Origin of the sequence: Fibrobacter sp. HC4, from assembly GCF_023373925.1 — a bacterium.
In the GTDB taxonomy this organism is placed as follows: domain Bacteria; phylum Fibrobacterota; class Fibrobacteria; order Fibrobacterales; family Fibrobacteraceae; genus Fibrobacter.
Genome location: NZ_JALCZV010000006.1, coordinates 141,317 through 161,908, shown reverse-complemented (window position 1 = coordinate 161,908; position 20,592 = coordinate 141,317). Strand labels below are relative to the sequence as shown.

The 20,592-nt window shown below is 52.7% G+C and carries 13 protein-coding genes and 1 other RNA gene; 3 read left to right on the top strand and 11 right to left on the bottom strand.

All coding sequences use genetic code 11. The features are described from left to right. Positions 1-58 precede the first annotated feature (58 nt). On the bottom strand, positions 59-1,828 hold the full coding sequence (locus MMG03_RS05815; protein ID WP_249505858.1) for a hypothetical protein: 1,770 nt from the start codon (positions 1,826-1,828) through the stop codon (positions 59-61). A 99-nt stretch (positions 1,829-1,927) separates the two neighbouring features. Here MMG03_RS05815 and rnpB point away from each other — a divergent pair. Next, positions 1,928-2,308: RNase P RNA component class A (rnpB, locus tag MMG03_RS05810), an RNA gene on the top strand. 319 nt (positions 2,309-2,627) lie between these two features. Here rnpB and MMG03_RS05805 read toward each other — a convergent pair. Beyond that, a complete protein-coding gene (locus tag MMG03_RS05805; protein WP_073156873.1) occupies positions 2,628-4,094 on the bottom strand; it encodes an OmpP1/FadL family transporter in 1,467 nt (488 codons plus the stop codon). 166 nt (positions 4,095-4,260) lie between these two features. Here MMG03_RS05805 and MMG03_RS05800 point away from each other — a divergent pair, with 166 nt between their 5' ends. After that, positions 4,261-4,566 (top strand): hypothetical protein, encoded by a 306-nt coding sequence (locus MMG03_RS05800; protein ID WP_101479569.1) that lies wholly within the window; start codon positions 4,261-4,263, stop codon positions 4,564-4,566. Between the two features lie 39 nt (positions 4,567-4,605). On the opposite strand, the gene MMG03_RS05795 is transcribed toward MMG03_RS05800, so the two are convergent. The 8 genes from MMG03_RS05795 to dnaX form a co-directional block, all read right to left on the bottom strand. After that, on the bottom strand, positions 4,606-6,678 hold the full coding sequence (locus MMG03_RS05795; RefSeq protein WP_249505857.1) for an ATP-dependent DNA helicase RecG: 2,073 nt from the start codon (positions 6,676-6,678) through the stop codon (positions 4,606-4,608). Between the two features lie 9 nt (positions 6,679-6,687). Further along, entirely contained in the window at positions 6,688-7,686 is a 999-nt protein-coding gene (locus MMG03_RS05790) for an MlaD family protein (RefSeq protein WP_249505856.1), read from the bottom strand. A gap of 2 nt (positions 7,687-7,688) precedes the next feature. After that, entirely contained in the window at positions 7,689-8,942 is a 1,254-nt protein-coding gene (locus MMG03_RS05785; protein ID WP_073234687.1) for a GspE/PulE family protein, read from the bottom strand. A 110-nt stretch (positions 8,943-9,052) separates the two neighbouring features. Beyond that, positions 9,053-12,214, bottom strand: coding sequence for an efflux RND transporter permease subunit (locus MMG03_RS05780; RefSeq protein ID WP_249505855.1), 3,162 nt, complete (start codon positions 12,212-12,214; stop codon positions 9,053-9,055). An 18-nt stretch (positions 12,215-12,232) separates the two neighbouring features. Beyond that, positions 12,233-13,288, bottom strand: coding sequence for an efflux RND transporter periplasmic adaptor subunit (locus tag MMG03_RS05775; RefSeq protein WP_249505854.1), 1,056 nt, complete (start codon positions 13,286-13,288; stop codon positions 12,233-12,235). Between the two features lie 17 nt (positions 13,289-13,305). Then, positions 13,306-14,724 (bottom strand): TolC family protein, encoded by a 1,419-nt coding sequence (locus MMG03_RS05770; RefSeq protein ID WP_249505853.1) that lies wholly within the window; start codon positions 14,722-14,724, stop codon positions 13,306-13,308. A 225-nt stretch (positions 14,725-14,949) separates the two neighbouring features. Then, complete coding sequence (locus tag MMG03_RS05765) at positions 14,950-15,258, bottom strand: YbaB/EbfC family nucleoid-associated protein (RefSeq protein ID WP_073156852.1); 309 nt, start codon at positions 15,256-15,258, stop codon at positions 14,950-14,952. Between the two features lie 131 nt (positions 15,259-15,389). Then, on the bottom strand, positions 15,390-17,162 hold the full coding sequence (gene dnaX / locus MMG03_RS05760) for a DNA polymerase III subunit gamma/tau (RefSeq protein ID WP_073156849.1): 1,773 nt from the start codon (positions 17,160-17,162) through the stop codon (positions 15,390-15,392). Positions 17,163-17,563: 401 nt separating this feature from the next. Between dnaX and MMG03_RS05755 the strand changes: the two genes are divergently transcribed. Continuing rightward, positions 17,564-17,944: a hypothetical protein gene (locus MMG03_RS05755; protein WP_073156847.1), complete on the top strand. Its 381-nt coding sequence runs from the start codon at positions 17,564-17,566 to the stop codon at positions 17,942-17,944. Positions 17,945-18,085: 141 nt separating this feature from the next. On the opposite strand, the gene pheT is transcribed toward MMG03_RS05755, so the two are convergent. Next, the gene (gene pheT, locus MMG03_RS05750; protein ID WP_249505852.1) at positions 18,086-20,521 is read right to left on the bottom strand and encodes a phenylalanine--tRNA ligase subunit beta; all 2,436 of its coding nucleotides are present in this window, start codon (positions 20,519-20,521) and stop codon (positions 18,086-18,088) included. Between the last annotated feature and the right edge of the window lie 71 nt (positions 20,522-20,592).

The following is a 20,592-nucleotide window of genomic DNA, read 5'->3' as shown; positions in this document are numbered from 1 at the left end:
CCCGGCGGTGGCCGACCTGGCGAAAAGCTGTATCGACGGGACCCTGTATGGAACCTAACTACAGGCTGTAGGAGGTGGTGACGGAGTAGTGGGGCTCGCCCTTGCGTATGCCGTTGACCGGGATGGTGACGTCGATCTTGTTGATCAGATGGCTGATGGACTTGGTCTGCACAAAGCGGGCGCCGAAGCCTACGACGTAGATCAGGTCCTTGCGGTTGATGTCGTTGAAATCCCAGGCGGTTTCGCCGATGCTTCCGAAGGCGACGAAAACGGGGCGCAGAGTGGCCAGTTCGAAGTCGGGGAAGTAGCGCTGTTCCAGGTTGCCGTATACGCGGGCCTGACCTGTGTAGAATCCTGTGGGAAATCCTGCGAAGCCTCCGTTGATGCCGCCTAGGCAAACCTGATAGCCGTAGCGGGCGTCTTCATAAAAGTCTGCAAGTCCCGTAATGGCAGTAGAAACCTTGTTGCTTGGGTGGAAAATGTATTCGCCCCACAGTTTTCCGTAGAAGTCCCGCTGTTCCCCGTGATCCAGGTAGAAGTTCATGTTGGACTTCAGGGTCAGGTGATGCATGCCTGTTCCCAGGTAAAGTTCACCCCACAGGTCCAGACGGATGTCGTTGTTGGCGGAACCCAACTGTTCGTAGTTCTTGGAAATCTGGGCCTTGAGGCTGTAACCCTTTTCGATATCTTCGGTCCACTTGACGTTGTGGAAATTCTTGATTTTTTCGTAGCGTAGGTTGGAAAGAGTCAGGTACAGACCCAATCTTGAATCCTTGCGTTCCGGAAGCCATTCGTTCCAGGCGCTGGCGGAGTCGATGGCGTAGGCGTCTTCGCCGTCGGTAAACAGGTAACGGTACAACTTGCCGTGGGAGGCTGTTTCGCGGCGGTAGTCGTAGGTGGCGCCTACATAGAGCTTGCGGAAGGTTCCGCCGAAGGATCTGCTGACACGGAAGCTGAGGGAGTCGTCTACATATTCCTTGACCTTCATCAGCTGGACGGTTTCGTTGCCGTTGTATTGCTGGAGTTCGCCCAGATATTTGTCTAGGGAGTCGGTGGGAACGTTCATGTCGTAATGGGTTGCGCCGGCGGGCATATCTCCGCTGCCATAGAAGTAGGCGTAACGCTTGTTCTTGAGGCCTGCAATGGTGTAAGCCCACTGATTCTGGCTACGGCTCAGGAAGGGAATATACATCTGGCCGCTGGCGAGATAACCGTCAGTGTTATAGCTGTAGGTCAAGTCCAGGTGGTTGTAGCGGAACAGAAAATGGGGGGCGCTGTATTCCAGCGTAAGCATGTCACGGAATTCGTTGTGTCCGTAGTAGAATCCCAACTTCTGGCCTAGACCGAGAAAGTTGCTTTCTTGCAGGCCGATGCTCCAGACCAGATTGTCGTAAGACCATTCCTTGCCGCCGAAACCGATACCGATGGGAACGGTGAGAGTCCAGTTGTCGCTGGTGTGGACATGGGCGATGTTTTTGTCGTCGGAATTTTCGATATTGATGTGGGCGTCAGAAAGGAAGTTCTGGGTACGCAGGAAACGTTCGGCTTCCTGGACCTGGATTGACGTTACCTGGTCGCCCTCATTAAACAGCAGAAGTTTTTCGACGGTGGATTCACGGGTTTCGATGTGAATCCAGTTTAGAAGATCGTAGGCCCACTTGTCGTACTTGGTGTGGACCTTGGAATCGTCGAATGCATCGCCAATGTGGTATTGGATGGAATCGATTTTAAAAGCGCCTTCGTCCTTGAATGTGGAATCCTGCTCTGCAAACGCGGCTGTGACAAGGGTTGCAAAAGTGACGAGGGCTGTGCTTAAGAATCGGTTCATAAAAATCCTAGGTTGTCCACAATATAAAAAAAATGGATGTTGACGAAAAATGCCTACGGAATGGCCTCGCCACAAATGCTAGGTTTTTCTATATTAAGCGCGGGGCAGCGGATGGCCGCCGGCGAGAAGAAATTCAGACTGGAGGAAAGTCCGGGCACCACAGAGCAGGATGCTGGATAACGTCCAGGCGCGGAAACGCGATAGAAAGTGCAACAGAAATTATACCGCCTGCAGCAATGTAGGTAAGGGTGAAATGGCGAGGTAAGAGCTCACCGCATTCCTGGTGACAGGGGTGGCAATGTAAACCTCATCCGGTGCAAGACCAAGCAGGAATCCGCTGGAGGCAACTCCGGCCAGGTGCGGCTCGTGCCTGTTGGATATCCGGGTAGGTCGCTTGAGGCGGCTGGTAACAGTTCGTCCAGAGAGATGGTCATCGCCCCGCAAGGGGTACAGAACCCGGCTTATAACTGCCCCTTATTTTGAAGACCCCTGCCCTAAAGGCGGGGGTCTTATTAGATGCAGGGGGCTTTGCCCCCTGGACCCCTAGGCCCTTGCCCAGCAAGGGCTGAATGCAGGCCATCTCTGGCGGGGCATTGCCCCCTGGACCCCCAGGCCCTTGCCCAGCAAGGGCGGGAGGCAGGCCATCTCTGGCGGGGCTTTGCCCCCTGGACCCCCAGGCCCTTGCCTTGCAAGGGCTGAATGCAGGCCATCTCTGACGGTTGCGGAGACGGAAAAAGCCCACGACGGTGCGTCGAGGGCTTCTCCTTCTTCTTTTTAAGTCTGCTTTGTTTTTATGCGACTAAATATCCAGGTCAATGCCGATACCGAATCCGCGGCTGGTGCGTTCGTAGGTGTTGAGACCGTACTTTTCCTGATCCGTATCCTTGTTGTAGATGGTGTGGTAGTAACCCACATCGAATCGGAGGTAGTCGGTAACACGGTAGGCGAAACCAAGACCGATGGTAGAGGTGTTCAGCAGCTGGCTCAGGTCGCTGACGTAGTTGTCGGTGCGGTCGCAGCGGAATACGGCGAGTCCGCCGCTGATCGTCCAGCTCTTGGACAGGTCGATTTCTACGCCGTACATGAATTCCTGGCTGTTTTCCAGATAGTTTTCGGTGTCTCCGGTCAGGTCGACATCGCTATCGAACCACAGGTTATAGCCGAAGGAAATTCGGGTGTTGGGGAGGATGGCGTAAGACAGGCCCAGGGCGAGAACTGCGGGAACGTCGGCGTGATCGGTCTTGCCGTCGTCAAAGTCGGACATGCCCACTTCATTCTTCTTGGTGCTGTTCTTCATTTCCAGGTCGGTCTTCATTTCGTACTTCACGCCTACGGTAAGGCCCTTGTACTGGAAGGAGGCACCGAAGATGGGGGCGAATCCCCAGCCTTCCTGTTCTACGTCAAGTCCCTTGTCGCTGACTTCCTGTGCGTAACCGGCCATGGCTTCAGACTGTGCGGCCATCTGCTGGGCGGTTGCCTCGTATTCGGCTGCGGAGGCCTTGTCGCCCATTTTTTCGAAGAGGGATGCTGCTTCCTTGGCGGCGGTGGCGTATTCGTCAAACGTTTCGGAAAGCTGGCTGAAGGTGGCGGCTGCGTTGACCATTTCGCCGTCAAGTCCCAACTGTTCGTTTTCCGGATTGATTCTTACGTTGGAGAGGGTCGCTTCGTACTTGTTGTAGGAGTAGGTTGCTCGGCCACCGGCGTAAATGCTGAACATGTTGGCGAACTGGTAGGCGGCACCCAGGGCGATACCGATCTGGTAAGACGATGCTTCCAGCTTGATGTCGGCGTCATACTTGGTAGTTGAGAGTCCACCCATAGAGAGTGCCATGGGGAGAGAGGCTAGCTGGGAGTCGAAAGAGGGGATGCCGTGCTTGAAGTTCAGGGATCCACCACCACCGATAACGCCGACGGTAGAGGAAATGGCCAGGTTGCCGTGATGCCATGTGGCGTGGAAGCCGGGCATGGAGGGGGCAAAGGTGTTGCCTTCGTATTCCTTTTTACCACCCTCGAACAGGGGAGATTCGGTGGTAATGGTACGGCCCTGCCAGAAAGTCTGGTTGGAAAGTGACAGGTGGAAGCCGTCCTTCATGAAGGCGGTTCCGGCCGGGTTGTAGTAGGGAGCGTCGTTTTCGATAGTGGCATTGCGGGCAACGCTACGGAGGAAGGCGGCGGAATGGTTGTTGTTGGTGGTGGCGCCGCCTGCGAACAGGCTAGAGGTGGCCAGACCGATAACGGCTGCAGTTTTAACCCATGTTTTTCCCATAAAAAGTCCTTTGGTAATCTTTTGTTATCAAAATATACCATTAATTATCAAAAATTGTGCTGAAGAGATTACTTTTTTATTACAAAACGAAAAGAGTGTGATTTCCGTCTGCTGAATTTTGTATGCGGAGGACGTCCGATTTGGGTTGGGTTTCTAAATTTAGGGTGTGATTGATAGAAAACAGCTGAAAAATATCGTTTTACGCGTGGAGGTCATTATCGGCGTCATCGCCATGATTCTCGGTGCGGTGCTTACCATCCTGTTTTTGGGCGAAGGCTATTTTGTTGGGGCCCTCATGATGGTGATTACTGGCCTGATCAGCGTTTTTCTTGGAATCAAGGAACTGGTGGCGCCTGTGGACAATATGCTCCAGTGGCTCCCGCTTTTTTATATCGTGGTGCGCCGGACGTTCTTTTTCTTGAATGTGGTACTGTGTGCCCTAGTGGTGGGCACGGTGACCAATTTATTATAGGGACCGCAGAAAGGGTTCCGCTAAATATAAAGAGAACTGTTAATGGATTCCGTCTTCGTTGGCGGATTTTTTCTCGCTGTACCAGATCTGGATTTTTTCACGGGCTTCCTCGTCGAAGGCGGCGGCATCCTTCAATATGTTTTCGGCCATCTGTAACGTCTGACTGATCAGTTCCTGGTCGTGGATCCAGTCGAACCAGCGGAATACCCAGCTGCCGCTCTGTTCGTTGCCTTCTAGGTTACCTGCACCGCGGGTATTCAGGTCCAGTTCCGCAATTTCGAAACCGTCTTCGGTGTGGCTGAACTGGGTGAGGCGTTCGACGGAGTTTTCGGCGGCGGCACCTTCGGGCATCATCAAGAAGCACCAGGCTTGCACGTCTCCGCGACCGACGCGGCCTCGCAACTGGTGGAGCTGGGCCAGTCCGAAACGCTCGGGGGAATCGATGGCCATGACGTTTGCCTGAGGGACGTTGACGCCCACTTCGATGACAGTAGTGGCAACTAGCACATGGACTTCGCCTGCGGCGAAACGTTTGAGAATTTCATCCCGCTGGGATTCGTCCATCTGGCCGTGGATGCCCTCTATCACGACGGTCTTGTCGAAGGCGCGCAGTTCGTTGACTACATCCTCGACGCTGCGGGCGGGTGCTGCGTTATCGCCGGCGGAACTGCCGTTGTCGTCGGCGTTGACGCGGCTGACGATCCAGTAGCAGAGATTGCCTCCCTTGGCTTCGTTCACGATGAACTTCTTCATGTCGTTGCGCTTGTCGGGGGAGACCAGGCGGGTTTTGATGGGCTTACGTCCTGCAGGCTTTTCCTTGATGGAGATGACCTGCAGGTCGCCGTATAAAGTCATGGCGAGACTGCGGGGGATAGGCGTGGCACTCATGACCAACAGGTCAGGATACTCGCCCTTGGCGAGAAGCGCTTCGCGCTGCCCCACGCCAAAGCGGTGCTGTTCGTCGATGATGACGAAACCTAACTTCGAAAATTCAACGTCCTTCGAAAACAGCGCATGAGTGCCGATGACGGCCTGGCAAAGTCCCATCCGCAGTTCACCCAGAATCTGCCTACGTTCTGCCGCAGGAGTGGCGCCTACCAGAAGTTCCACTCGCATGCCGGCGGCTTCAAAGAAAGGCTTCATCTGCTTGTAGTGCTGTCTTGCCAGAATATCAGTGGGGACCATCAGGGCGCTCTGTTCGCCAGCGCCGCATACGGCCAGCATGGCCAACATGGCCACAACAGTCTTTCCGCAGCCCACGTCACCTTGCAGCAAAGCATGGAACTGCTTCTTGCCGTTCAGCCCCGAGATAATCGTATTCAGGGCGGCGTCCTGCCCGGCGGTTAGGCTAAAGGGCAGCCTGGTTTTCGCATTCATGACCTGCCCCAAATCCACCTGGCGTTCGTGGCCGCGCAATTTCTGATTTTCGCGACGGCGGATCATACGGAGGCAGAAAGGCAACAGTTCCAAAATTTTCAGCTGGAACTTTGCCTGACGAATGGCGTTAAAATCTGTGGGCAGGTGCAGTGCCTTCAGGTTGTCTACCACGGTTCGGTAATGGAGGTAATCCGTCAGTGCCTTGGGGCAGACATTAGGTAAGGTTAGATTTGGAAAATTGAATACAAACCTGTACCAGTTTCGCATGGCCTTCTGGGTAATACGACTCTTGGTCATGACTTCGGTCATGGGGTAAACTGGTAAAATCTGGCCGTTGAATTGCTCGTCGGCATCGAAGGGCTGCATGTCGGGGTGGGTCATCTGGAACCCACGGTATTCGCCAACAACACCTGTTACCAGCCAATGGCTGCCGGGCTGTACGCGCCTGCTCTGATAACTAGCCCCTTGAAAAAAAGTCAGCGAAATTTCGCCGGTGCCGTCGGTAAGGGTGGCCACAAAGCGGCTAGTCCTTCCGCGGATTAGACCAGCCCTGGTGACGGTTCCAATCAACACGACTCGGTCCCCTACATGAAGGTCGCCAATTTTAGAAACCTTGGTCTGGTCCAGATAAGTTCGGGGAATGTTGTAAAGAAATTCAGAAAGGGAGCTGATGCCTGCGGACTTTAGCGCGTCAAGACTTTTAGGCCCCATCTTGGGAAGGTGCGACAAATCCATCGGCTCACCTTACCTGCTGGACTTCTTGGCTTCTTCTGCGCGTTCGCGAGCCTTTTCGCGGGCGGTCTTTCCAATCAGGTTGGTATTCTTCCAGGTAAACAGCTTGACCGGGTTGCCGTCATCGTCAAGAACCTTGATGCCCTTGGTGTCCACAGCCTTGATCAGGCTGCTGAGCTTGTCTAGCAAGTCGTTCAGCATATCCACGGTTTCGGTGGAGGTAATAAGCTGGTTGGCCAGGGAGTTCTGTTCTATGCTGAGGATGATTTCGTTGGTGTGGGCGACCCCTTCAGAAATGACCTTGAGAGCGCTGTCTGCCATCTGGACTTTTTCGTTGACAGTCTGCTCAGCTACCTTAATGGCGGTGTCAGCCTGCAAGGTTACGTCGATGAGAGTTTCGCTGGCGTTGTCGATCTGTGCGAATACGTCCTTGAGTGCAGGCTGAAGGATTGAAAGCTGCCGTTCCACATTCTTGGCAATTCCCTCGATGGTTGTCATGGCATTTTCGACCATCTGGATGGCGGACTTGTGGGTGGAATCCCCTTCGACAATCATAAGGACCATGTGGCGGATGACATCCATCTGCTCGTTCACATTTTCAATGTAACGGAGGACTTCGGCGATGCCCGGCTGGAATGTTCCCGTATGAACATAATCTTCGGGAAGAACATTTCCGATCTTGGAGGGAATAATTTCTAGACGGCGCTGACCCATGATGGCGTAGTTCACGTTGTTGAACTGGGAGCCTTCTCGGAGGATGATGGGTTCGTTAAACTTGATTTGCACGCGGGCGCGGTCGCCAAGCCAGGTGACGGAGCCAATGGTTCCGACAGTATAGCCACGAACAACCACCTGGTCTTCGGGCTGCAGGGTTCCCAACTCAGGAAAGTCCACCAAGGCGGTCTTGGTTTCTTCGTGGTGGGCGTTGTACATGCTGTAGGCCACAACTACGAATATCAACAGCAGTGCGACTATGCTGAGGTATCCCAATGTGCGGTCAGAAATCTTCATGGCTACCAATATAGAAAAGATTTTCCCAAGACTCGATGGACTTCGGCCTGGTCTACGGCCCCTTGTTGCACAAGTCTGCGAGCTGAATCCTGCAGGTCCCCGTCGGCAAATGATCCGTTGGGCAGGAGCAATTCTACAATGGCCTGTCGCCCTCCGTTTTTCAATCTGACAAGACGCTGGGCCATAATGCCCAGAAGCGATTCTTCCAGGAGGTTACGCTGAATGCCCAAATCCTGCAATCGGGTGAAAGCGGCCTTTGCGCTATTGGTGTGCAGGGTAGAAAGGACCAGGTGCCCGGTCTGGGCGGCGCGAATTGCAATCTTGGCTGTTTCCGAATCGCGGATTTCTCCCACAAGGATAACGTCGGGATCCTGACGTAAAATAGACCGTAGTGCCGAGGCGAAGGTAAGCCCGCATTTTTCGTTGACTTGAACCTGATTGGCCCCGTTCAGAGTGTATTCTACCGGATCTTCGATAGTGACTACGTTGATTTTTCTTTGGATGATTTCCTGAAGTCCTCCGTGAAGCGTTGTGGTCTTGCCGCTGCCCGTTGGGCCCGTAACCAAGAACAGCCCCTGAGGGGATTGGAATATCCGCTGGAGGGTTCGTTCAATTTTTAAAGAGAAATGAAGGGCGGCGAGTCCCCGAGGTGCCTCGCCTTGGTCCTGCCTTTGTGGCAGCAGGCGAAGAACGCATTTTTCGCCACCTTGAACGGGGAGCGTGTTGACTCGGACATTTGCGGTCCCCTGGAGCCCGCAGTAGGTAAAGCTCCCGTCGTGGGGAATCCGCCTGTCGGTAATGTCGATTTCTGCAAGAATTTTCAGGCGTACAAGAATCGGGTCGGCGGTCCAGAGGGGCAACCTCTTGAAATCTTCAAGAAGTCCGTCCCTGCGAAAACGGATCCGCAGTTCATCTTTTAATGGTTCCAGGTGGATGTCTGTGGCGCCTGAATCGACGGCTTGCTCCAGCAAGTTGTCTACGAGATTGATAATAGGTTCCGCTTCCCAGGAGTTGGTGGACTGCTTTAGAATATCTTCGGTAAGTTCCTGGCTGGTGTTGCGGTTGGCGTATGGACTTTGGCTGATCATCCTGCGGATTTGAGCCGGCGAAAATTCCTGCGGCGTTATGTGGCTTACACTCAGTTCCTTTCGGAGTTTCTCTAGCAGGAACTCATCGTATTTGTTGGGGACGGCAACCGCCCCTTCTATGGGGCAGACTCCGATACGTCTTAACCATTGGACACTTATCTTATTCATCTACTGAATTATATAAATAAAGTATAACGTTTTGTGTCGCATATTGTTTGCAAAATAAAAAGCCCCGCGAACGAATTCGCGGGACCTTCTCTCTCTAATGTACTAAAATGTTAGTCGTTCTTGTTGCGCTTTACCTTGTTTGCCACAGCCTTGGCGCCCTTCTTGACCTTGCCGAAGATGGCGTTGGGCAACCAGAAGAAGGTAGGAATCAGGTACATGGTAAGGATTGCAGACACAATCAAACCACCCACAGAAGCGATACCCATAGGCTGGGTCATTGCTGCCACATCACCACCCATGGCGAATGCCAGCGGAAGCTGAGCCACAACGGAAGCAAGTGTTGCAAGCACGATGGCCTGGAACTTGGACTTTGCTGCGGTCATCACAGCGGAACGTCGTCCCATGGCACCGCTTCGTAGCAGTCGGTTTGCTTCGTCAAGCAATAGAATAGCGTTGTTCACCACCACACCGATAAGCATCACGATAGCCATCAATGCAATCATGGACAGAGCCTTGCCTGTAAAGATGAGGCCCAGGAACACACCGATTGCACCCATAGGAATGGTAGTCATGATGATGAAGGGCTGTGCGAAGCTTTCCAGCAAAGCCACCAGCAAGATGTAGGTCATGAGGATAGCCATGATGATTGCTGCGATAAATTCTTCCACCATGTCGTTCTGCATGTCTGCGTTACCGCCGAAGCCCGTGGTAACACCATCAGGAAGCTGATCCTTCATTTCTGCAGCAAGAGCGCCAACCTTACCCATGATTTCACCAGTGGTGTGACCCGGGAGCAAGTTCATAGAAACGTCAATTCGGGTGCGCTTACGCTTACGTTCGATCTTGGTAGGACCTGCACCGTCTTCGATGAAGAAGAGTTCCTTTGCAGAAACGTAGCCCTTCGGAGTGAGCATGGGGAGGTCTTCAATGTCGGCGTGAGTTGCGCGGTCCTTTTCCTGCATACGGAAGTAGACGTCGTATTCTTCACCGTTTTCAGAGTAGGTACCAGCTTCGTAACCGCTGACTGCAATGTAGTTGTAGGTTGCCATCTGCTGGACTGTGGTTCCGTAGTCTGCCATGGCCTGGCGATTCGGAATCATGCGGATTTCGGGCTTACCGGCTTCGTAGCTGGACTTGATTTCAACGACACCTTCAATCTTTTCGGCAACGGCAGCCTTGAGAATGTCGGCGGCCTTAATCACGGAGTCTGCGTAAAGACCGCTAACTTCAAGCACCACGTCACCGGCGGAGTTGTTACTCATTTCGGAAGCGGAGGTGCTCTTGACGGAAATGTAGGCGTCAGGAATGTCGGCCAGGTAAGGACGGATGGAGTCCACGATTTCGTCAGTACTGCGGGTACGGCCTTCCCAGCGCTTGATCATCTTGTAACGCATCTTGGCCTGGTTTACGGAGGTAAAGCCGCTTTCGCCACCCACCGTCACACTGTACTGGCTGATTTCGGGAATGCCCTTCAGGCGGGATTCAATGATCTTGGTAACGCTATCCGTTGTTTCGATATTGGTACCCACAGGCATTTCCAAAGTCACTGCCATCATACCCTGGTCCTGACGGGGAGAAAGTTCCACAGTCATGTGGTTCTTTACCATGTAGCCCACGAACATCACCATGGCGACAAGGGCGCCAACCTGGAAAATCACACCGAAAATGGAGAGTGCAAAGCTAAGGGTCTTGAGGTAGACAAAGCGAACACCGTTCATGATGGCGGGGAAGATGCCCATGATGGCACCAAAGAATCTGCCGATGATGCCCGGCTTTTCCTCGATGATGTTTCCGTTTTCGTCACGCTTCTTGCCCTTGAACAGGTAGGCTGCCATCAGCGGGGTAAGAGTGAAGGTGATGAGGAGGGACACAACCGTTGCGAACACCATGGTCATACCGTAGGTCTTGAAGAAGATACCCACGATGGACTTCATGAATGCAATAGGCACGAACACGCAAACGTTGGTGAGGGTAGAAGCCATAATGGCCACCATGATTTCAGAAGTACCCTTATAGGCAGCTTCCTTCGGATCAAGACCTTCCTGCAACTTGGCGTTAATATTTTCAAGCACCACGATGGAGTTGGTCACCAACAGACCCACTGCAGAGGAAAGTGCCATCAAGCTCATCATGTTGATACCGAAACCGGCGAAGTACATGAGAGTGAAGGAACCCACCACAGAAATAGGCATGGTCAGTGCTGCGATAAGCATGGTTGAAAGCTTACCCAGGAACAGGAGCAACAAGACGGAGGTCAAGAGAATTGCGACGATAATGTTCTGAATCACGTTGTCGATAGATTCGCTAACTGCTTCAGACTTGTCGTAAACCAGATGGAGTTCGAAACCAGGAGGCAGAGTCTTGTTGACTTCATTCAGACGCTTGATCACACCCTGGGCGACTTCCACCACGTTTGCGTCAGAGCGCTTCTTGATATCCAGAGAAACAGAGTTGATGCCGTTGAAACGAGATGCAGAAGTAATGGTCTTGACGGTGTCCTTCACCTTTGCGACTTCGCCCAGCTTGATAACGCCAGAAGCGGTGGGGAGGTCCAGGTTGCGGATTTCATCGAGGCTGCGGAACTTACCGGCAGTACGCACAGAAGTATTCTTGCGCTTACCGATGACTTCACCCACAGGGTTGTTGATGTTAGAGGCTCCGTACATACCCATCATGGTAGCGATATCTACGCCACGGTTCTTGAGCATGTCCTTGTCCAATTCCACAGAAATCTGACGGGTGGTACCACCGAAGATATCGACGCTAGCAACGCCGGGAACGGAAGTGAAGAGGGGCTGAATGTCGTCTTCCACCTTCTGGCGGAGTTCGGTAGAGTTTGCGGGACCGGTGAAGGAGATGGACATAATTGCAGAGGCGTTAATGTCCACCTTGGAAATGATGGGAGCTTCCGCTGCGTCAGGGAAGTCGGCTGCAGCCTGCTCCACCTTGGCGCGGACGTCGTTTGCGGCCACGTCAACGTTGATGCCCATGTTGAACATGGCAACGATAATGCCGTAGTTTTCCATACAGATGGACTGCACGTAGTCGATACCGTCCACCAGTTCCACCTGTTCTTCGGCGGGCTTAATAATTGTAGATTCGATTTCTTCCGGGTTTGCACCAGGGTAGACAACCACTGCAGTTACAACGGGAATATCGAATTTCGGCATCAAGTCCACCACCATCATACGGTAGGTGTAGATACCGAACACCACCACGGTCAAGATGACCATGAGCATGGTGATTGGTTTGTAAATACTTGCCTTAATCATTCAAAAAGTCTCCCGGGATTATTCTACGATGAGAACCTTGTCGCCGTCGTTCATCTTGGACTGACCTTCGACCATCACGACGTCGCCATCGCTAAGTCCATCTACAATCTGGACATCTCCGTTTGCCTGAACGCCAACCTGCACAATCTTGCGCTTGGCGTTACCTTCGCCATCAACAGTCCATACTGTGTTAAGACCGTTGCGGTAAACGATTGCTTCGGCAGGAACGACTACGCCGCTAACCTGCTGCATGTCCATGTCCGCTGTAATGTACATGCCGGGGAGGAGCTTCTTGTTCTTGTTATCGAAAGTAACTTCAACAGGGAAGAAGCGGGTCTGGGGATTGGCAGCCAGAGGAATAGTGGTCACCTTACCCTTCACCTTCTTGCCGTCGGCGAGGGTAACAGTTGCTGCAGCGCCCTTCTTGAAAAGACCGATGTCCTGGCTGGTAATGTTCAGCTTCAGGATGACCTGGTCCAGCTTTGCGATGGTGCAGAATGTACCCTGTCCCGGAACCTGTCCCACCTGGAACTTCATTTCTGTAACGACACCGGAAGAAGGTGCCAAAATCTTGTTTGCACGTTCCAAAGTTTCCAAGTTCATCTTGGCGATCTTCAGCTGCAGTTCCTGGGAATCCATATCCTGCTGAGTGATGCCGCCCTTGGCGTGGAGATCGCGCATACGTTCGGTTGCCTTTTCCAGGAGGGCAATCTGTTCCTTGGTCTGTTCCAACTGGGTGTTGTCTGCGGAACGTACGTATTCTGCGAGAACCTGATCCTTCGTGACATTGCTGCCGACCTTTACGTTGATTGCGGCGAGAGGATCGTTCATCTTGGAAATGGCGTAAGTCTGCTGCATGCCTTCGATGGTGCCGCTGAACTTGCGCACGTCGGTAAGCTTGGCCTTGGTTGCCTTTACGACGCGAGCGGGCTTGCCTTTCTGCTTTTGAATTTCTTCGATGGTGGTAACCTGCTTTGCGTCCTGAGCCTTTTCATCTTTCTTTTTGAGGTCGCAGCCGGCGAAAAGCAGGGAGGCTGCCATGAGAGTTACGATTGTCTTAACGGTCTTGTTCATTTTCTTCCTCTTTTCTCTTAATATTCACCGGTTGCCTGGAGCAGAGCTTCGTATGCGGAGTTCCAGTTCTTGAGGGCTTCGAAGTATTCCAGCTTTGCCTTACGCAGGCTTACCAATGCGGTAAGCAGGTTTATCTGGGTTTCTCGGCCAACTTTAAAAGCTGCGTCGGTTAGATCGTAATTTTTTTGTGCCAGCTCTACGGAACGTTTCTTCATGTTGATTTGCTGACGTGCGTTTCCGAGGGTGCTGAGGCAGGATTCAATCTGCAGGCGGAATCCGCGTTCTGCCTGGTCCTTGAGAATCTGGGTGGAACGCAAGTCGGATTTTGCCTGGGCAACCTTTTCGGTGGTCTGCTTACCATTGAAGAGGTTCATGGTGACGGCAAGAGCGATATACTTGTTGATGTTCTTGTCCCAGTTAGGTGCATCCCACTTGTAGAATTCATTCTGCTTGTTTGAATATTCTACACCGCCCACAAGTACAACGGTAGGCTTGAAACTGCCTTCTTCGATGTCAACCAACTTGGTGTCGATTTCTTCCTTGGCGGCAAGCTGAGCCAGTTCCTTGCGGCGCTTCTTGACACCTTCCATGGAAAGGTCCGGCATAGGGGTCTTTTCGGGGTCGCGGAATTCACCAGTGAACTTTACTTCGGGATCATAGGGGAGGCCCATGATGTTGAGAATGCCGTTGCGTGCCACGATCTGAGTCTTCTTGAGGCCTTCGATACCCGACTTGAGGCCATCCAGTTCCAGCTGGGCGCGGACAACGTCCAGTTCTGTACCGAGGCCGCTCTGGTATGCCTGAGTGGCCAAATCCACGGCGTTCTGGAGGAGTTCCATGGTCTCTTCGGTGACGGCAACGGAACTATCCAGGAAAATGACGGTGTTGAAGGCTTCATCAACCTGGGCGCGGACGTCATTCTTGGTCTTTTCGAGGGTGATTTCGCTGGCGAGCTTTGCTGTCTTGGCAATTTCAATACCGGTACCCACCTTGCCGCCGGCGTAAAGAATCTGGGTGGCGGTGATGCCCAAACTGGACTGCCAACGGTATCCTTGAGCCTTCATGGCGGAAACAAGTCCGTCAATGCCGCCTGCGGCAGCCATATCATAGGCAGAGGGGGCGCCGTAATCGGGGTTTTGTGCCATTCCCTTCATGGCATCGGACATATCTGAACTTGCCTTGACGTCATCCAGGCCGAAAATTCGGGTCACTTTGGCAGAGAGATCGATGCTGGGGTATGCATTGCCGTAGCCTTCGCTAACTGCGGACTGAGTCTTTTTCAGGCTTTCTTCTGCAGATTTTACATCGGATGAGTTTTCAAGGGCCACCTTGATAGCTTCTTCGCGGGTATATACCTGTCCTGCGAACGTCTGAGCGGCCATGCTTAGGGCAATTGTCACAGCCATTGTGGCCGAAATAGCAAGTTGCTTAGACATAATTCTCCTGTTTAATTTTTTTACGTGCCAAATTTAGGAAAATGAGGGGGTGATTCAAGGGCTTTTTTCCCTAGGGTCTGTATGAACGGGCCATTTTGGCGTATGAATGAAGAAAAAAATGAAAGAACCCCCTTTTTTAGGGGGCTCTTTTACATAAAATGTAAAATATTTTTGGCTCTTTTTTCCTCAAAAATGGTTGTAAATGAGGTAAAAAAGATGGAAAAATTACATCAAACCGGGGATTTTCATGCCGCCTGTAATGTCGGAAATGCTGGACTGGGTGGCTTCATCTTTTTTCTTGACAGCGGAGTTGATGGCTGCCATGAGCAGGTCTTCCAGGGCTTCCACGTCGTCCTTGTCTACGGCATCCGGGTTGATCTTGATCATGGTGACCACGCCCTTACCGTTCATGGCGATCTTGACCATACCACCACCGGCTTCTGCTTCGAAACTCTGGGCTTTAAGATCGCTCTGGGCCTTCATCATCTTGCTCTGCATCTTCTGAAGGTCTCTCAACATTTTGCTCATGTCCATAGTATTATTCCTTTCTTATGTTCAAAAATGCGTGTCTAAATTGACTTTTTTCTTTTTTTTATAAATGTTCGCAGTTAAAATATGCTGATTTTATACAAAAAGACGAAAAATTTGGGCAAACATAGTTTTTTTTAGTTGTCCTGCTCCGCCATTTCGAGGTCTTCTTCGGTCTGTTGCACGGTAACCTGGCGCTTGCTCTTGCGGGAATAGATTAGTTCCGCATTGAAAAGTTCCTTGAGGCGTTGGAGGCCCGGCTCCTTCTGGATATCCAGTTCATAGGGGGACATCTGGGCCTGCATTCGTTGGTGAAGTTCCTGGGCGTTGAGGGCACGGGTCTTCACGGAGAGTGCAACCGGGGTCTGTAGGCAATTTTCCAGAATCTGCTTTAGACGTTCCAGGTATTCCGGGTGTTCTTCCATCTGCTTGGGGCCCCAGGCGTCTTTACCGGCGTCGCCTACATAAGTCAGGGCGATGGGGAAGGGGGTTTCCTGGATGTTGCCCGTTTCAAGCACGGAATCGTTGAGGGCCACAGAAAAGGCGAAGTCTCCGTCATCGTTGATGCGGTTTCTGATGGAACCCCAGGCGGCAGCCACTTCGTAGCGGCTGTAGACGTCGCCGTAGTAACCTCCAGAGATGCCCCTTTCCATGGCGGCAAAGGGATTTTCGGCGGCTTGCTGGAGTGCCTTGGCTTCTTCCTGGGCGTCCAGCATATTCTGGACATCAGTTACTTTTTTTTTTAGCGCCTCTTGGTCAGCACTGGCCGAGGCGTTTGCGGGATCGTTGATGGCGGCAAGAGCTCGCCTCAAGTCGACGATTCTGTCGAGCCATGCCATTCGGGCGAATGTTGTTTCTACCAGAAGGCGGGGATTGGTGCTGTAACGCAGTGTACCCTGGAGGTCGATCAGCATCTTGGAAATGCGGAGGATGTCTACGTTGCCAAGGCCGGGAACGGCGCTCTTGTACTTGGAGTACATTTCGTCGGAGACGTTCAGGGCGTCGGCGGTAAAGGCGTCCAGACGGGAGTACAGCAGGTTACGGAGGAACTTGCCGAAACCATCCAGCAGGGGAGTAAATTCGATACCGCGCTTGCAGGCGTCATCGACCATATGGAAGCAGGCCTTGAGGTCGTGGCTTTCGATGGCATTAATCAGCGTGAAGAACAGTTCTACAGGGGGAATGCCCAGAACGCTGCGTACGGCTTCGGCGGTCATTTCGCTGCCGGTAAAGGCGTAGGCCTGATCGAAATAGGTGAGACCGTCACGCATGGAACCGTCTGCCTTTTCGGCGAACACGTCAAGAGTTTCGTCGGAGGCGTTGATGTTTTCCTGTTCGCAAATGTAGCGCAGACGGCTGCGGACCTGTTCTACAGAAAGGCGCTTGAAGTCAAAACGCTGCACGCGGCTAAGAATAGTCTGGGGCACCTTGTTGACTTCGGTGGTGGCGAAGATAAAGATTACATGTTCAGGCGGTTCTTCAAGAGTCTTCAGCAAGGCGTTGAAGGCACCGGTAGAAAGCATGTGGACTTCGTCGATGATAAAAATCTTGTACTTGCCGATAACAGGCGGGTACTGCACACGTTCGATCACGTCGCGGATATTGTCCACACCGGTATTGGATGCGGCGTCGATTTCGAAAATATCCATGGGATTGCCGCCGGCAAAGTCCTTACAGCTGGGGCATTCGCCACAGGGGTGGAGCGGGTCGCCGCCGGTGCAGTTCAGAGTACGGGCGAGGATACGGGCACTGGTGGTCTTACCGACGCCGCGGGTTCCGGTAAACAGGAAAGCGTGGTGAAGACGGCCCCCTTCAATTGCATTCTGAAGGGTTTTTGCGATGTGTTCCTGACCGACCATGTCGGAGAAAGATTGCGGACGCCACTTACGGGCCATTGCTACGTATGCCATGGGCTGGAATATAGTAAAATAGTTTAAAGGGGAAAGTTTAAAGGGGACAGATTAAGGGGGGAGGGTGGAGCCTGCGGCTCCTTTGAGGTTGTTGGGTCGCTCGCGGGGCTCGCTTTTTAGGTTTCAGACTCCAGGTTTCAGGCAACTGGTATGAGGTGCTAGAAGTGATGGGTGAGATATGAGTTATCAGATACGAGTTATGAGTTATTATAATCGCGCCGGAGGCGCCTAGAGTCACCCTGAGGACGTTCAGGGGCTTATGCACTCATGAGATTCCGAAACAAGTTCGGAATGACAAACGCAAACACTCGTCAAAGCCATATCTCATAAATCCTTTTCACTATTCACCTTTCGCTGTTCACTATTTTATTGTATCTTTAGCAAAAACAAACGAGGTACTAATGAATCCGAATCTTGCTCTTTTGATCCTTTCCTGGCAGGTGGCTTGCCTTTTTCATGAAACTGAAACCGAAAAACTTTTGCCGGGTTCCGCCTCTGCAACTGAAGCCGAAAGCGATGAACTGGACAAGATTCATGACGAACTGACTCCGAACGTAAGTTGGGACGATTTCAATAACACCTATGGCAAGTTCCGCAACGCCAAGGATCGTATTGATGCCTGTGTGGCAGCCATCAAGGGTGAGTCCGAAGAATTTAAGCGTGCTGTGCTGAACGCCATGATTCGCGTGGCAGAAGCTTCTAACGAAGACGGAAACGCAAGCAACATTTCTCCCGAAGAAAAGGCCTTTATTGGCCAGGTGAAGGACGCCCTGGGAGTTTGATAGCTTAGAGCTTATAGTTTAAAGTATAAAGGAAAAATCCTCGCAGTTGGACTGCGGGGATTTTTTGATGTTCAATCTTTTTTGAAGCCTGAAGCCTAAAGGTTAAAGTTTCTCTTTACGCTTTGACCTTTTCGCTTTCCGCTATCTCAGAACGATGTCGCCGTTAGCAACCAGCTTGTCGCGGAGCTTGTTGTGGGCCTTGTTCACTTCGTCGTCGGTCAAGGTGCGGTCCATGGTCTGGTAGGTCAGACTATAGACCATGTTCTTCTTGCCGGCTTCAATCTTTTCACCTTCGTAGATACTCTTGAGGGAAATCTTGGCAAGGTTCTTGGGATTGAGACCCTTGATGCGGGCGACGATTTCTTCGTGGGTGAGGCTCTTTGCCACTTCCAGGGAGATATCGCGGGTAGAAGGAACCTGACGACTGAAGGCCTGGAAGATAATCTTCTTGTGGCTTTCTTCAATCATCTTGTCCAGGTTAGCTTCCATCACATAGGTTTCGTAACCGATTTCGAAGGACTTGGCTACAGACGGATGCAGGGCGCCCATGGTGCCGAGAACGGTCTTGCCGCAGACGATTTCGGTCTGCTTGCCCGGATGCATAAAGGCTTCCAACTTTTCGGGAACGCGGAATTCGACAACGAGACCGCAGCGCTTGAAGAAAGACTGGACCAGACCCTTGAAGGCGGCAAAGTCAATCTGAGCGGGCTTGTCGTTCAGCGGGTTCACGTCGAATGCACCAGCAACGGTAAGGGCGATGAGGTTGGATTCGTCAAAGCCGTTGTCGCGGACGTCGGCGCGTTCACGCTTGAACTGGCCCTTGGCCACTTCGAATAAGCGAACGGAGCCCGGACGGTTCTTTTCGTTTTCTGCAACGTTCTTCAGCAGGTTGGGCAACAGAGAAGTGGGAACGATGCCCAGTTCTTCGGAAAGGGGATTGAGAAGAGCTGCGGGCTTGGAACGACGGTCGTCGGATTCTGCGCCGAACAATGCTTCGGTACGGGCCTTGCTGGTGAAACGCAGGTTCAAGCATTCGTGGAGGCCCATGGCAGAAAGGGTTCTGCGGATCTTGCGGTTCATCACTTCCACAGCCGGGAGTTCGTTGGGCTGCATGGTGAACTTGGGCAGGCTGTAAGGAATGTTGTCGAAGCCTACGAGACGTGCCACTTCTTCAATAAGGTCAACTTCGCGTTCCAGGTCCGGACGGTTACCCGGAATTTCGAAGGTCATGGTTTCGCCGTTCTCTGCAGCCAGCTTCAGGTTGATGCTGGTGAGGTGCTTGCGGATCACGTCGGCAGCGATGTCCATGCCGATGATCTTTGCAACGCGGGAAACACGGAGGTCGATCTTGGTCAGTTCCTTCTGGTGGTCTTCGCCGGTGTATTCCACGCAACCCTTCAGGACCTTGCCGCCAGCCACTTCCTGGATCATGGCGCAAGCGTACTTGCTGTATTCGTCCTGGGTGGTGGTGTCGATGCCACGTTCGAAGCGGTAGCTGGAGTCGGAGCCGATGCCCAGACGCTTTGCCTGCTTACGGACGATGGTGGGGTTGAAGTAGGCGCTTTCCAAGAGAACGTTCTTGGTGGTGTCCACAATTTCGGATTCTACGCCGCCCATGGTGCCGGCTACGGCTACGGGACGGTCGCCATCGCAAATGACCAGTTCAGCTTCGGTCAGTTCGTGGTCGGTGTGGTCGATGGTCTGGATCTTTTCGCCCTTCACAGCGCGACGGACCTTGATCATGGAACCCTTCAGCTGGTCCATGTCAAAGCTATGGAGGGGCTGACCTACGTCCATGAGGATAAAGTTGGTAACGTCCACAACGTTGTTGATGGAGTTCATGCCGACGGTGTGGAGGAGTTTAGCCAGCCAGCTGGGGCTCTGCTTGACTTCAACGCCCTTGATGACGCGGGCGGTATAGCGGGAGCAACCGCAACCGGGGATAACTTCAACAGATGCTGCGGAGGATGCGGCTTCTGCTTCTTCAACCAGGTTGTAGGCCAGGGGCTTCAGTTCGCGACCGAACTTGGCTGCCAGTTCGCGGGCGACACCGCGGTGGCAAAGTGCGTCGGGGCGGTTGGGGGTGACGTTCAGTTCGAAGCAGACGTCGTACATGCCCAGGCTTACGAAAGGAGTGCCGGCGGGGATGGAGTCGTCCAGAACCATGATGCCACCGTGGTCGTCGGAAAGGCCGATTTCGTCTTCAGCGCAAATCATGCCGAAGCTTTCTACGCCGCGGATCTTGGACTTCTTCATCTTGAGGACGGAACCGTCGCTCATGGGAAGTTCTGCACCGATAGGAGCGAGAACTACGGTCTGGCCTGCTGCAACGTTAGGTGCGCCGCAAACCACCTGAACAACTTCCTTGCCGTTGTCGACTGTGGTGATGTGGAGGTGATCGCTGTCCGGATGGTTTTCGCAGGTGAGGACCTTTGCCACCACCAGCTTGTCGTAAACCTTACCCGGTTCTTCGATGCCTTCAACTTCCAAACCGATGGAAGTCAATGCCTTTTCGATTTCTGCCACAGATTCCGGCAGATCCACGTGACGCTTCAGCCAACTTAAAGAAACTTTCATCTTTTATTCCTTTTTTAACTGCATCCTGTACTGCAATCTTTTTTAAAGACAGCAGGCTCTTGTGCAGCCCA